11 protein-coding genes are annotated in these 13,663 nt (G+C 71.0%); 7 read left to right on the top strand and 4 right to left on the bottom strand.

The annotated features are described in order from the left end of the window. Positions 1-43: 43 nt before the first annotated feature. Positions 44-1,744, bottom strand: coding sequence for an MDR family MFS transporter (locus tag ACFYT4_RS04025; protein WP_389265287.1), 1,701 nt, complete (start codon positions 1,742-1,744; stop codon positions 44-46). Between the two features lie 463 nt (positions 1,745-2,207). Here ACFYT4_RS04025 and ACFYT4_RS04020 point away from each other — a divergent pair, with 463 nt between their 5' ends. Both ACFYT4_RS04020 and ACFYT4_RS04015 read left to right on the top strand, forming a co-directional pair. After that, positions 2,208-2,984, top strand: a complete 777-nt coding sequence (locus ACFYT4_RS04020) for an ABC transporter ATP-binding protein (protein ID WP_389265285.1) — start codon at positions 2,208-2,210, stop codon at positions 2,982-2,984. Next, positions 2,981-5,554, top strand: a complete 2,574-nt coding sequence (locus ACFYT4_RS04015; RefSeq protein ID WP_389265000.1) for an ABC transporter permease — start codon at positions 2,981-2,983, stop codon at positions 5,552-5,554. The genes ACFYT4_RS04020 and ACFYT4_RS04015 overlap by 4 nt, the downstream gene beginning before the upstream one ends. Positions 5,555-5,626: 72 nt before the next feature. Here the strand turns inward: ACFYT4_RS04015 and ACFYT4_RS04010 are convergent, their stop codons facing one another. The 3 genes from ACFYT4_RS04010 to ACFYT4_RS04000 form a co-directional block, all read right to left on the bottom strand. Further along, a complete protein-coding gene (locus ACFYT4_RS04010) occupies positions 5,627-5,857 on the bottom strand; it encodes a hypothetical protein (protein WP_389264999.1) in 231 nt (76 codons plus the stop codon). Continuing rightward, entirely contained in the window at positions 5,854-6,228 is a 375-nt protein-coding gene (locus tag ACFYT4_RS04005; protein WP_389264997.1) for a hypothetical protein, read from the bottom strand. The genes ACFYT4_RS04010 and ACFYT4_RS04005 overlap by 4 nt, the downstream gene beginning before the upstream one ends. A 124-nt stretch (positions 6,229-6,352) precedes the next feature. After that, positions 6,353-6,814 carry a hypothetical protein gene (locus ACFYT4_RS04000; protein ID WP_389264996.1) on the bottom strand — a complete coding sequence of 154 codons (462 nt, stop codon included), beginning with the start codon at positions 6,812-6,814 and terminating at the stop codon, positions 6,353-6,355. Positions 6,815-6,899: 85 nt separating this feature from the next. Between ACFYT4_RS04000 and ACFYT4_RS03995 the strand changes: the two genes are divergently transcribed. The 5 genes from ACFYT4_RS03995 to ACFYT4_RS03975 all read left to right on the top strand — a co-directional run bounded on the left by ACFYT4_RS03995 (position 6,900) and on the right by ACFYT4_RS03975 (position 13,307). Next, positions 6,900-7,727 (top strand): Scr1 family TA system antitoxin-like transcriptional regulator, encoded by an 828-nt coding sequence (locus tag ACFYT4_RS03995; RefSeq protein WP_389264995.1) that lies wholly within the window; start codon positions 6,900-6,902, stop codon positions 7,725-7,727. Next, positions 7,724-7,936 carry a DUF397 domain-containing protein gene (locus tag ACFYT4_RS03990; protein ID WP_389264994.1) on the top strand — a complete coding sequence of 71 codons (213 nt, stop codon included), beginning with the start codon at positions 7,724-7,726 and terminating at the stop codon, positions 7,934-7,936. The genes ACFYT4_RS03995 and ACFYT4_RS03990 overlap by 4 nt, the downstream gene beginning before the upstream one ends. Before the next feature lie 89 nt (positions 7,937-8,025). After that, positions 8,026-8,457 (top strand): PPOX class F420-dependent oxidoreductase, encoded by a 432-nt coding sequence (locus ACFYT4_RS03985; RefSeq protein WP_389264993.1) that lies wholly within the window; start codon positions 8,026-8,028, stop codon positions 8,455-8,457. A gap of 402 nt (positions 8,458-8,859) precedes the next feature. After that, positions 8,860-12,486: a transcription-repair coupling factor gene (mfd, locus tag ACFYT4_RS03980; RefSeq protein ID WP_389264991.1), complete on the top strand. Its 3,627-nt coding sequence runs from the start codon at positions 8,860-8,862 to the stop codon at positions 12,484-12,486. A 50-nt stretch (positions 12,487-12,536) separates the two neighbouring features. Next, complete coding sequence (locus ACFYT4_RS03975) at positions 12,537-13,307, top strand: HNH endonuclease family protein (protein ID WP_389264989.1); 771 nt, start codon at positions 12,537-12,539, stop codon at positions 13,305-13,307. The last annotated feature ends 356 nt before the right edge of the window (positions 13,308-13,663 follow it).

The raw sequence follows: 13,663 nt of genomic DNA, 5'->3' as shown, positions 1-13,663 counted from the left end.
GCTCGGCACGTCTCCTCCCGCCCCCCGGGCTCGGCACGTCCCGTCAGCCGAGCGGCTGTTCCCCGGGACCCGGCGGGCGGCTCGCACCCGCGGCCCGCCCGCCGCTCGGCTCACTCTCCCCGTGCCCGTCCCCTTCCCCGTGCCTGTCGCCTTCCCGGCGACCGTCGCTTTCCCCCTGCCCGGGATTCTCCCCGCGCCCGTGCTCCCCGCCCTCCCCGGGCCCGTCACCCTCCTCCGGCTCCTCCACCACCGGAAAGCGCCGGGGCGCCACGAACAGCAGCACCAGCAGGGCGATCGCCGCGGCCGCCGCCGCACCGAGGAAGACCAGGTCGACCGCCGCGTCGAAGGCGCGGCGCAGCCGGTCGGCGGCGTCGGCCGTGAGGGCGGCGGGGTTCTCCAGGGCGCGGCTGACGGAGTCGGTGTCGCCGTCGGTGCCGAGGCGGGCGGCGAGCACGGCGTTGGCGACGGCGCCGAAGAGGGCCGCGCCGAGGGTCTGGCCGATCTGGCGGCAGAAGAGTACGGACGCGGTCGCCGTACCGCGCTCGGAGCGCACCACGGTGACCTGCACGCCGATCATCAGGGGCAGCTGGAAGAGACCGAGTGCCCCGCCGAGGAGCAGCATCAGGGCGGCGGCGTGCCAGGGTTCGCCGGGATAGGGGAGGAACGGAAAGGCGGCCAGGATCAGGAAGGTCACCGAGATGCCGATGACCGCGGTCCGGCGGAAGCCGATACGGCTGTAGAGGAGGCTGGACAGGGCGGCGCTGACGGGCCAGCTCACGATCATCACGGACAGGACGAATCCGGCCTCGGTGGGGCCGAGTCCGAGGACGGACTGCGCGTAGGTCGGGATGAAGACGTTCGGCGCGATCATCAGCAGGCCGAGTGCGCCCATCGCGAGATTCACCGCCGCGATCGTGCGCCGCCGCCATACCCAGCCGGGGATGACCGGTTCCGCGGCCCGCCGTTCGACGGCCACGGTCAGGGCGACGAAGGCCGCCCCGCCGGCGAGCAGTGCGAGCGACGGTGCGGAGAGCCAGGGCCAGGCGACCCCGCCCTGGACGAGTGCGGTGAGCAGCAGGGCGCCCGCGCCGAAGACGGCGAGCGCGCCCGGCCAGTCGATGGAGACGGGGGTCTTCTCCCGCTGTGGCTCCCGCAGATGACGGACGATCAGCCAGAGCGCGACCGCGCCGACGGGCAGATTGAGCAGGAAGATCCAGCGCCAGTCGGCGTAGGTGGTGAGGACTCCGCCGACCGCGGGACCGCCGACGGCGGACGCCGCCCATACCGTCGACAGCCGTGCCTGGATCCGGGGGCGCTCCTTCAGCGGGTACAGATCCGCCGCGATGGTCTGCACCGTGCCCTGGATCGCGCCGCCGCCGAGCCCCTGGACGACCCGGAAGGCGATCAGCGAGGTCATGCTCCAGGCGGTGGCGCAGAGCAGGGAGCCGAGGAGGAAGAGGCCGATGCCCGTGACCAGGACCGGTTTGCGGCCGAAGGTGTCGGAGAGCTTCCCGTACACCGGGAGGGTGACGGTGACGGCGAGCAGATAGCCGGAGAAGATCCAGGAGAAGGCGGAGAAGCCGCCGAGGTCCCCGACGATCTGCGGGACGGCCGTGGCCACGACGGTCACATCGAGCGCGGCGAGCGCCATCCCCACCATCAGCGCGGCGACGACCGCACCGCGCCCCCGGGGGCGCCCGCCGCCGCGTGCGCCACCTGGGGCGGACCGTCCTCGCCTCCCCACCACCGCAAGATCCTTTCGCCATGCATCTAAATATCCCGGACAGCATGGCACTTGAGGCCGACGTAACGGGAGGGTGCAGGCTCACGGAGGTGTCCTCCACCCGGGGGTGTAGACCCCTAGGGGCCTCTCCCTACGTGCGGCAGGTACATGTTCGTACTGGGGGACGACGAGACCGAGGGCGCCCGTTCCCTAGCTTGTTCCTACGGCGCCCGGAAGCGGGTTGCCCGCGGCGCCCGGACCGCTCCGGCAGGGGGAGTCCGGCCGCTGAGCAGGGGGGCGAAGGCCGCTCAGGGCGGGACCGTGCCGGGCGCGGTGGGGGAAGCACCACCGGGAGGTGGGGTAAACCCCCGCACCAAGACGGTGCCCCGCCCCAGCGCGCCGCCCGGCTCCCGCCGACAGACTCGTCCTGTACGCGGCGACACCAACCGACCACTGATCGAGGAGACATACCGTGACCACGGCTATGACGTTTCCGCCCCACGGGGCCACTGGAGGGCGGACCGCCGTCGCCGCGCGCGGACGGCAGGTCGTCAAGGCGTACGGCACCGGGGAGACCCGGGTCGTCGCGCTCGACCATGTCGACGTGGACATCGACCGGGGCCGGTTCACCGCCATCATGGGCCCCTCGGGCTCGGGCAAGTCCACACTGATGCACTGCCTCGCCGGACTCGACACCGTCACCTCGGGGAACATCTACCTCGACGACACCGAGATCACCGGCCTCAAGGACAAGAAGCTCACCCAGCTCCGCCGGGACCGGATCGGCTTTATCTTCCAGGCGTTCAACCTGCTGCCGACGCTCAACGCCCTGGAGAACATCACGCTCCCCATGGACATCGCCGGCCGCAAGCCGGACTCCGCCTGGCTGAACCGCGTCGTCGAGACCGTCGGCCTCGCCGACCGCCTCAAGCACCGGCCCACCCAGCTCTCCGGCGGCCAGCAGCAGCGGGTCGCCGTGGCCCGCGCGCTCGCCGCACGGCCCGAGATCATCTTCGGCGACGAGCCGACCGGAAACCTCGACTCCCGCGCGGGCGCCGAAGTCCTCGGCTTCCTGCGCCGTTCCGTCGACGAGCTGGGCCAGACCATCGTCATGGTCACGCACGACCCGGTCGCCGCCTCCTACGCGGACCGCGTCGTCTTCCTCGCGGACGGCCGGATCGTCGACGAGATGTTCCGGCCCACCGCCGACGCCGTACTCGACCGTATGAAGGACTTCGACGCCCGGGGGCGTACGTCGTGACCGTATTCAGGACCTCCCTGCGCAACTTCCTCGCGCACAAGGGGCGTATGGCGCTCTCGGCCGTGGCGGTGCTGCTGTCCGTGGCCTTCGTCTCGGGCACCCTGGTGTTCACCGACACGATGAACACCACCTTCGAGAAGCTGTTCGCGATCACCTCGCCCGACACCACCGTCCTGCCCAAGGGCAGCGGCGACGAGGACGAGAGCCAGCAGACCGGCAAGCCCGATACGCTGCCCGCGTCCCTGGTGCGGACCGTCGAGTCGGCGGACGGCGTCGCGTCCGTCGAGGGCGGGGTCGTGAACATGAATGTGACCGTCGTCAACGCCGACAACAAGAACATGGGCTCGACCACCGGCGCCCCCACCATGGCCGGCAACTGGGTCCGGAACGATCTCAAGATGGTCGACATCACCTCCGGCCACGAGCCGCGCGGCCCCACCGAGGTGATGGTCGACGCCGACACCGCCGACAAGCACGGTCTGAAGCTCGGCGACGAACTGCGCACCATCTCCGCCACAGGCGACTTCTCCGCGAAGATCTCGGGTATCGCCAGCTTCAAGGTCACCAACCCGGGTGCGGCGATCGTCTACTTCGACACCCGCACCGCGCAGCGCGAACTCCTCGGTGCGGAAGGGCTGTTCACTCAGCTCATCGTCACCGCCGGCAGCGGTGTCAGCGACGAGCAGCTCAAGAAGAACGTCGCAGCGGTCACCGGCGGCGACTACAAGCTCCAGACCGCCAAGGAGAGCGCGGACGAGGGCCGCGAGGACCTCGGCGAGTTCATGAACGTCATGAAGTACGCGATGCTCGGCTTCGCCGGAATCGCCTTCCTCGTCGGCATCTTCCTCATCGTCAACACCTTCTCGATGCTGGTCGCCCAGCGCACCCGTGAGATCGGGCTGATGCGCGCGATCGGCTCCAGCCGCAAGCAGGTCAACCGCTCCGTGCTGATCGAGGCGCTGCTGCTCGGCTTCGTCGGCTCCGTCGCGGGTGTCGGGGCCGGGGTCGGGCTCGCCGTCGGCCTGATGAAGCTCATGGGCACCATGGGCATGGAGCTGTCCACGAACGATCTGACCGTCAAGGTGACCACCCCCGTCGTCGGGCTCGTGCTCGGCGTCGTCGTCACCGTCGTCGCCGCGTATGTCCCGGCCCGGCGGGCGGGCAAGGTCTCCCCGATGGCCGCCCTGCGCGACGCCGGCACGCCCGCCGACGCCCGGTCCGGCTGGATCCGGGCCGTGCTCGGACTCCTCGTCACCGGCGGCGGCGCGGCGGCCCTCGTGATGGCCACCCGCGCCGACAAGGCGAGCGAGGGGTCGATGTACCTCGGCCTCGGGGTGTTCCTCACCCTGGTCGGCTTCGTCGTCATCGGCCCGCTGCTGTCGGCCGTGATGGTACGGATCATCAGCGCGCCGACCCTGCGGATGTTCGGTCCCATCGGCCGCATGGCCGAACGCAACGCACTGCGCAACCCGAGGCGCACGGGAGCGACCGCCGCCGCCCTGATGATCGGCCTCGCCCTGGTGGCCGGGCTGTCGGTGGTCGGCTCCTCCATGGTCGCCTCCGCCAACGACGAGCTGGACAAGTCGGTCGGCGCGGACTTCATCGTCGTGCCCTCCACCTTCCAGCCGATCGTGCCGCAGGCACAGCAGGCCATGGCGAAGGTGCCCGGCATCGACCACATCACCCAGTACAAGGACGTCCGCGCCAAGGTCACCACCGCGTCCGGCGCCGTCACCAAGGAATCCCTCATCGCCGCCGACCCGACCTATGCGCGGGACCTGCGCCGCGAGACCGTCACCGGCGACCTGTCCGCCGCGTACGGCAAGGACTCCATCTCCGTCGGAGAGACCTACGCGGACAAGTACGGCGTGAAGGTCGGCGACAGGCTCACCGTCGCCTTCAACGGCGGCCGCACGGCCGAGCTGACGGTCCGGGCGGTCACCTCCGACGACGCCAGCCTCGACCAGGGCGCCAAGTACCTCTCCACCGCCACCGCCGAGCGGTACATCCCGGCCGAGCGGATGCCGGGGAACCTCATGCTCCTCGCCTCCGCGAAGGAAGGCCAGGAGAAGGAGTCGTACACCGCCCTCAAGAAGGCCCTGGAGCCGTACCCGCAGTACCAGGTGAAGAACCAGGCGGACTACAAGAAGGACCTCCAGAACCAGATCGGCCAGCTTCTGAACATCGTGTACGGCCTGCTGGCGCTCGCCATCATCGTCGCCGTCCTCGGTGTGGTGAACACCCTGGCCCTCTCGGTGGTCGAGCGCACCCGCGAGATCGGCCTGATGCGCGCCATCGGCCTCTCCCGCCGCCAGCTCCGCCGCATGATCCGCCTCGAATCGGTCGTCATCGCCCTCTTCGGCGCCCTCCTCGGCCTCGGCCTGGGCATGGCCTGGGGCACCGCGGCCCAGAAGCTGCTGGCACTGGAGGGCCTGAAGGTCCTGGAGATCCCCTGGCCGACGATCGTGACCGTCTTCGTCGCCTCCGCGTTCGTCGGCCTCTTCGCCGCACTGGTCCCGGCATTCCGCGCGGGCCGCATGAACGTCCTGAACGCCATCGCCACGGAATGACCCTCCGGGTGGGGTGAGGAAGCCGGCCCCCGGGGCGTGCGGAGGAACCGCGCCCCGGGGGCCGGTCGTTGTTCACACGGCCTCGCGTGGGTCGGGACGTGACCCGGAGAACCCGCAGTCGACCGGCCCCGGACCCGGGACCAGCAGCGGTGCGCATGCGGGGCACGCGTACAGGGTGCGTCCGGGACCGCTCGGCGTCTCGATCCTGCGGACGGTGACCGGCGCGGTGGTCAGCCGTCCGCAGTTCAGGCAGCGGGCGGAGCGCTCGGGTGGTACGGGAACGGTGAGCCCTCGCAGATTCATCCGGCCGCTCCCTGCGGCACCCGCACGGAGCGGCGCCCGTGCCGCGCGTACAGCCCGCCCAGGATCTCGACCTGCCGGCCGAAGACCGCGTACACCGGCTTCCGGGGCCGCCGGGCCACGGTCCGGTGCGGTGGGTGCCGGGCCGGTGAGACATACGGGCGGACCAGGCGCACGTCCTCACCCCGCAGGGGTGTGTGCCGTTCGACGACATGCGCTGGTGTGGGGGTGGGCCAGGGCTGTCCCCAGAGACCGACCGGGCGGGGGCCGGGCGTCGGTACGGGCCCCCGGTCGGCGGCCGATCGATGGCGCCCCCGGGACGGCAGCACGAGATTCAAAGCCTGGACGAGGGCACGCCGGACAGCATCACGCATACGTGGTTCAGCTCCTTGTCGGCTGTTCTGCGAAGCCCCGGTGGACCGGCCCTCAGCGGTACGCCGGGGCGCTTGGTCACAGGGCTGCCCGGAGGGCAGTGGGGCCCGCCGGAGCGGGCCCGCCTCAGATCCTGCGGCGGCTCTGCGCGTTGGCGTCCCTGACCGCGTCGCTTATGGCGTCGGACTGCACGGCGGGCCGCAGATCCCGTGCGGGTGCCTCCCACTCGCGTCCGCCGTTGAGCGGCCGGAGCTGGTAGTTCGTGCCGACGCGATCCATGACCCGCCCCACCTTGCCGATGCCCATGTCCTTGACGACGTCGCCGGGGTGGAGTTCGGGCATTCCGGTGTCGGCCGCCGGTTCGTTCAGGCCGGAGGTCTCTGTTCGTACCTTGCCGTGGGCGTGGCCTCCGGCCTCATCGGGTGACACAGGTACGGACGACGGCGGGATGGGTTCGCCACGGACGAAGGGACTGCTCCCCGTGGTCTCGTCGGCCTGACATGGGAGTTCTTCGCCGGTCATCGTCGCACGCCGCCCTTCGCTCGGTGTCTTCTTGCTGCGCGTGCTCAGATCAACACAACGAGGCATAGGATGACTGCACTTGAATGGGATCATTCAATTCTCATTCGCAGCGAGGCACCTGGTCAGAGCGGTCTATGGGGAGGCCAGCCGTATGAGTGATGGTGAGTCTGGGCAGAGTTTGAATCCCCTGGAGCGCTTCGGCCTGGAGGTCCGGGAGGTGCGCCGTGGCCGCAAGCTCACTCAGAAGCAGCTGGGCAGAGCGGTCGGATACACCGACGGATACATCAGCAAGGTCGAGGCGGGCGCCCTGATGCCGAGCGAGAAGTTTGCCCACGGATGTGATCTCGCTTTTGGGACACACGGCCTCTTCGCGCGCTTGCTCCGTCGTGTCGAGGAAGGGGAGCATCCTTCGTGGTTCGTGCCGTATCTACAGCTGGAGTGGAAGGCGGTCCGCATCCTCGACTTCTCGGCCACGAGCATCATGGGGATGCTTCAGGCCGAGGAGTACGCGCGAGCGATCTTCCGTGCGGGACATCCGCGGGAGGCGGCGGAGGTGATTCAGGGCAAGGTCGCGGCTCGGATGAGCCGACATGAGGTTCTGGAGCGCGAGCAGCCACCCATGCTGTGGGTGGTCCTGCACGAGTCCTGTCTGAGGACTGTGGTCGGCGGTCCGTCGGTGATGGCCGGGCAGATGGACCACTTGATCAGTATGTCCGGCCGACCTGGGGTCGACCTTCAAGTCATCCCCTTCTCATCAGGGGCCGCCGCCGCGCACACACTGCCGTTCACCCTGCTCGCGTTCGATGACAACACCACAGTGCTGTACGCGGACGATGTCCCCAAGGGGGGTCGGATCTACCGTTCTGACGACGCCGTGAGAACCGCCGTGGAGAACTTTGATCGGTTGCGAGCGCATGCCCTGTCGCCTGATGATTCGGTCACTCTGATGAAGGCCGTGCACAAGGAGTACACACCGTGAAGCAGCAGGACTTCAGCACGATCAACTGGGTCAAGTCGTCGTACAGCGGATCCTCCGGCGGGCAGTGCGTCGAGTGGGCCCCCGCACACGCCTCGGCCCGGGACCTCGTTCCCATACGTGACAGCAAGGCGCCGCACGGTCCCGCCGTCGTCGTCGGTACGGCCGCGTGGGGCTCATTCGTCGAGGCGGTCAAGGGGGCCGTGCTGTAGAGGACCTCCACCGCGCGGCCGCCACCCGGATGGCCGCCGGGAGCGTGGGGGACGGAATACGCCGCCTTCGGTCGCCGGTTGGGGCCGACATGGCAGACACACTCTTCGATCCGCACGCGCTGCTCGCACAGAGCCGCCTCGGCGTGCTCGCGACGATCAAGTCCGACGGCCGTCCGCAGCTCTCTCCCGTCCTGCCGTCCTACGACAGGGCGGCCGGTGTCATCCGGGTGTCGACCACCGAGGGGACCGCCAAGGTCGCCAATCTGCGCCGGGACCCACGGGCCGCGCTGGAGGTGACCAGCCCGGACGGCTGGGAATGGGTGACCGCCGAGGGCGCGGTCACCCTCGTCGGGCCGGGGGACGATCCGCACGGTCCCGAGGTCCAGGCACTGGTGGACTACTACCGCGCCGCCTCCGGAGAGCATCCGGACTGGGACGAGTACCGGTCGGTCATGGTGTCCGACCGCAGAGTGCTGGTGACGATCACGGTCGACAACGTGTACGGCGCCAGGGTCCGCTGACCGCCCTGCCCGGAGGCCGCCCGCCCCCACGCCCCGGTGCGCACGACTGCCACCGGTCCGGTGTCCGAGGGCTGGCCTCGGTGAGCGTCCGGGCCGGGGGAGACCAGGCCCGAGCCGCCCAGGGACCACCGGCGCGCCCCCGGCTCCCGCCCCGGCGTCCTCTTTCGTGTGGTGTGCGCACCACGCACACGACACGGCTCGGGCCCCGGAGGCCCGGGGAGAGGCCCGGAACAGGCGCGTCGGCGGTGCAGGGCGGCAGGCGTCGCGAGCCTCCCGCGGGGCCGGGGGCTGCGCGCGCGGGGAGTGCGGGGGCGGGCGTACGCTGGAGACCCCCGGCCCGTTGAACGTGTCGGGTCCTTCGCGTTGCCCGCCGCCTCGTCGTCCTGGGATGGAACCGTTTTCATGAGCCTGCACGGTCTGCTCGATGCCGTCGTACGTGACCCCGCGCTCGCCGAAGCGGTGGAGGCCGCCCGCGGCGCGGGCCGTATGCATGTCGACCTGGTCGGACCGCCCGCCGCGAGGCCCTTCGTCGTGGCCGCGCTGGCGCGGGACAGCGGGCGCCCGGTCCTCGCGGTCACGGCGACCGGCCGGGAGGCCGAGGACCTGGCCGCGGCGCTGCGCTCCCTGCTGCCCGCGGAGGGCATCGCCGAGTACCCGTCCTGGGAGACGTTGCCCCACGAGCGGCTCTCACCGCGCTCCGACACCGTGGGCCGCCGCCTCGCGGTGCTGCGCAGGCTCACCCACCCCTCGGCGGACGACCCGGCCGCCGGGCCCGTGTCCGTGGTGGTCGCGCCGATCCGTTCCGTACTGCAACCGCAGGTCAAGGGCCTGGGCGAGCTGGAACCGGTCTCCTTGCGCACCGGGCGGCAGGCGGATCTGAACGAGGTCGTGGACGCGCTCGCGGCAGCCGCGTACTCCCGGGTGGAGCTGGTCGAGAAGCGCGGCGAGTTCGCCGTGCGCGGCGGCATCCTGGATGTCTTCCCGCCCACCGAGGAGCACCCGCTCCGGGTGGAGTTTTGGGGCGACGACGTCGAGGAGATCCGTTACTTCAAAGTCGCGGACCAGCGCTCGCTGGAGATCGCCGAACACGGACTGTGGGCCCCGCCCTGCCGTGAGCTGCTGCTGACGCCCGAGGTGCGGGAGCGGGCCGCCGCGCTCGCCGAGGCCCACCCCGAGCTGGGAGAACTGCTCGGCAAGATCGCCGAGGGCATCGCCGTCGAGGGCATGGAATCCCTCGCGCCGGTGCTGGTCGACGACATGGAACTGCTCGTCGACGTGCTGCCCCAGGGCTCGATGGCCGTGGTCTGCGACCCGGAGCGGGTCCGTACGAGGGCGGCGGACCTGGTGGCCACCAGCCAGGAGTTCCTGCACGCCTCCTGGGCCGCGACGGCGGGCGGGGGCCAGGCCCCCATCGATGTGGGGGCGGCCTCGCTGTGGGGGATCGCGGACGTACGGGAGAGGGCGCGCGAACGGGAGATGATGTGGTGGTCGGTCTCCCCGTTCGCCTCCGGAGCCACCGACACCGGAACCGGAGCCGACACCGGAACCGGAGCCGCCACCGGAACCGGGACGGGGATCGGCGCCGGGGCCGGTGACGGGCCGCCGGACGACATCGTCGGCGACGACACCCTCAAGCTCGGCATGCACGCCCCGGAGTCGTACCGCGGGGACACCGCCCGTGCCCTCGCCGACACCAAGGGCTGGCTCGCGAACGGCTGGCAGACGGTCTATGTGACCGAGGCCCACGGCCCCGCGGCCCGTACCGTCGAGGTGCTCGGCGGCGAGGGTATCCCCGCCCGGCTGGACTCCGACCTCGCGGACATCTCGCCGTCCATCGTCCATGTGGCGTGCGGCTCGATCGACTACGGCTTCATCGACCCGGCGCTGCGGCTCGCCGTGCTCACCGAGACCGATCTGTCCGGCCAGAAGGCGGCCGGCAAGGACGGCCAGCGGATGCCCACGCGCCGCCGCAAGACGATCGACCCGCTCACCCTGGAGACCGGCGACTACATCGTCCACGAGCAGCACGGCGTCGGCCGCTACATCGAGATGGTCCAGCGGACGGTCCAGAACGCGACCCGCGAGTACCTCGTCGTCGAGTACGCCCCCGCCAAGCGCGGCCAGCCCGGCGACCGCCTGTACATCCCCACCGACCAGCTGGAGCAGATCACCAAGTACGTCGGCGGCGAGGCCCCCACCCTCCACCGCCTCGGCGGCGCGGACTGGACGAAGACGAAGGCGCGCGCGAAGAAGGCGGTCAAGGAGATCGCCGCCGATCTGATCAGGCTCTACTCGGCCCGGATGGCGGCCCCCGGCCACGCCTTCGGCCCGGACACGCCCTGGCAGCGGGAGCTGGAGGACGCGTTCCCCTACGCGGAGACCCCCGACCAGCTCTCCACCATCGCCGAGGTCAAGGAGGACATGGAGAAGACGGTCCCCATGGACCGGCTGGTCTGCGGCGACGTCGGTTACGGCAAGACCGAGATCGCCGTCCGGGCGGCCTTCAAGGCGGTCCAGGACGGCAAGCAGGTCGCGGTCCTCGTACCGACGACCCTGCTGGTGCAGCAGCACTTCGGCACGTTCTCCGAGCGGTACTCCCAGTTCCCGGTCAGTGTCCGGGCGCTGTCCCGCTTCCAGTCCGACACGGACGCGAAGGCCACCCTGGAGGGACTGCGCGAGGGCGCGGTCGACATCGTCATCGGCACTCACCGGCTGTTCTCGTCGGAGACGAAGTTCAAGGACCTCGGGCTGGTCGTCGTCGACGAGGAGCAGCGCTTCGGCGTCGAGCACAAGGAGCAGCTGAAGAAGCTGCGCGCCAACGTGGACGTGCTCACCATGTCCGCCACCCCGATCCCGCGCACGCTGGAGATGGCGGTCACCGGCATCCGCGAGATGTCGACGATCACCACTCCGCCGGAGGAGCGGCATCCGGTCCTCACGTTCGTGGGCCCGTACGAGGAGAAGCAGATCGGCGCGGCGATCCGCCGTGAACTGCTGCGCGAGGGCCAGGTCTTCTACATCCACAACCGGGTCGAGTCCATCGACCGCGCGGCGGCCCGGCTGCGGAGCATCGTCCCCGAGGCCCGGATCGCCACCGCCCACGGCCAGATGTCGGAGAACGCGCTCGAACAGGTCGTCGTCGACTTCTGGGAGAAGAAGTTCGACGTCCTCGTCTCCACCACGATCGTCGAGTCGGGCATCGACATCTCCAACGCCAACACCCTCGTCGTCGAGCGCGGTGACAACTTCGGCCTCTCGCAGCTCCACCAGCTCCGCGGCCGGGTCGGCCGGGGCCGGGAGCGCGGCTACGCCTACTTCCTGTACCCGCCGGAGAAGCCGCTGACGGAGACCGCGCACGAGCGCCTCGCGACCATCGCCCAGCACACCGAGATGGGCGCGGGCATGTACGTCGCGATGAAGGACCTGGAGATCCGGGGCGCGGGCAATCTCCTCGGCGGCGAGCAGTCCGGCCATATCGCGGGCGTCGGCTTCGACCTGTACGTCCGCATGGTCGGCGAGGCGGTCGCCGACTACCGCGCGTCCATCGACGGCGGTGTGGTGGAGGAGCCCCCGCTGGAGGTCAAGATCGAGCTGCCCGTCGACGCGCACGTCCCCCACGACTACGCGCCGGGCGAGCGGCTGCGCCTCCAGGCGTACCGCGCGATCGCCTCCGTGAACACGGAGGAGGACATCAAGGCGGTACGCGAGGAGCTGACCGACCGCTACGGCAAGCTCCCGGAGCCGGTCGAGAACCTGCTGCTGGTCGCGGGGCTGCGCATGCTGGCCCGGGCCTGCGGGGTCTCCGAGATCGTGCTCCAGGGCTCCAACATCCGCTTCGCGCCGGTGGAGCTGAGGGAGTCCCAGGAACTGCGCCTTAAGCGCCTGTATCCCCGTACGGTCATCAAGCCCGCTGCCCACCAGATCCTCGTGCCGCGCCCGGCGGGGGCCAAGATCGGCGGGAAGCCGGTGGTGGGACGGGAACTGCTGTCGTGGACAGGCGAGTTCCTGACGACGATCCTGGGCGGCTGACGCTCGTCCCGGACTGCCGGGGCCCGACGGGCTGTCAGTAACCTGCGTGGGTGAAAGCACTCAGGGTTCCCGCCGTATGCGCCGCTCTCCTCGCCGTCACCGCGCTGCTCGCCGGGTGCGAGACGGGCGACGGGCCCTCGGCGGACGGCGGCGCCGGGGACGGCGGGGGGCGGGGTGCGGACGCGCGCGGTGTCAGCCCGCTCGACAACCCCGAGGGGACGCGGCCCGGTCTCGGTGCCGTCGGCCCCGGCGGGGAGCGGGCCGAGGCGCGGCGGCTCATCGAGAAGGTGGCGACCAAGGGGCGCGGGCCCAGGACGGGGTACGAGCGGGAGCGTTTCGGGAGCGCCTGGCTGGACACGGCCGACGGGGTGCCGCTGGCGCGCAACGGCTGCGACACCCGCAACGATCTGCTCGCCCGGGACGGCAGGGACCTGCGCTACCGCGAGGGCTCGGACTGTGTGGTCGTCGCGATGACCCTGGACGACCCGTACACCGGCGCGGCCATCGACTGGCGCAAGCGGGACGCGTCGGCCGTGCAGATAGACCACGTGGTCCCGCTGTCGTACGGCTGGCAGCTGGGCGCGGCCCGCTGGAGCGACGCCAAGCGGCGGCGGTTCGCGAACGATCCCCTGAATCTGCTGCCCGTGGACGGCCCGGCGAACGGCCGGAAGGGCGACTCGGGCCCCGCGTCCTGGCTCCCGCCGAACAAGAAGGTCCGGTGCGCGTACGCGGTGCGGTTCGCGCAGGTCGCGGTGGAGTACGAGATGCCGGTGACCGCCGCGGACAAGCGGACGATGCTCGCACAGTGCGGAACCCCCTGACGTCCCGGCCCCGGCCGACTGTTCATCGGGGGTCGCGTGCGGTGGGGTGCGCCGTGGGGGGTATGCGCATGGGACGGATCGTTCTCTCCAGCGGATGACGATGGGGGAGAGGGCGGGTGGCAGTGGCCGCGGTCGGTCGCGAGTACTGCCGCGTACTCGGCATGGTGTGACCGGCCGGGGCAGCGGACGGGCTCACCGGGCCCGGTCCACCGGCGTGGGAGGTGGAAGAACAACCGGGGTACGGGCGGCGGCCCCCCATGCCCGCCCTCCCGTTGCGCGAGCGGTGTACGAGCGCTGTGCGCCGCTCGTGTCCGGCCCCGGGGGACCGGCTCCGTCGGCCGGCCCCGCGGCAGGCG

It is taken from the genome of Streptomyces sp. NPDC004609 (assembly GCF_042873655.1).
In the GTDB taxonomy this organism is placed as follows: Bacteria; Actinomycetota; Actinomycetes; order Streptomycetales; family Streptomycetaceae; genus Streptomyces.
Note: the sequence above shows the minus strand (reverse complement) of the source record. Positions and strands in the feature narration are given on the sequence as shown.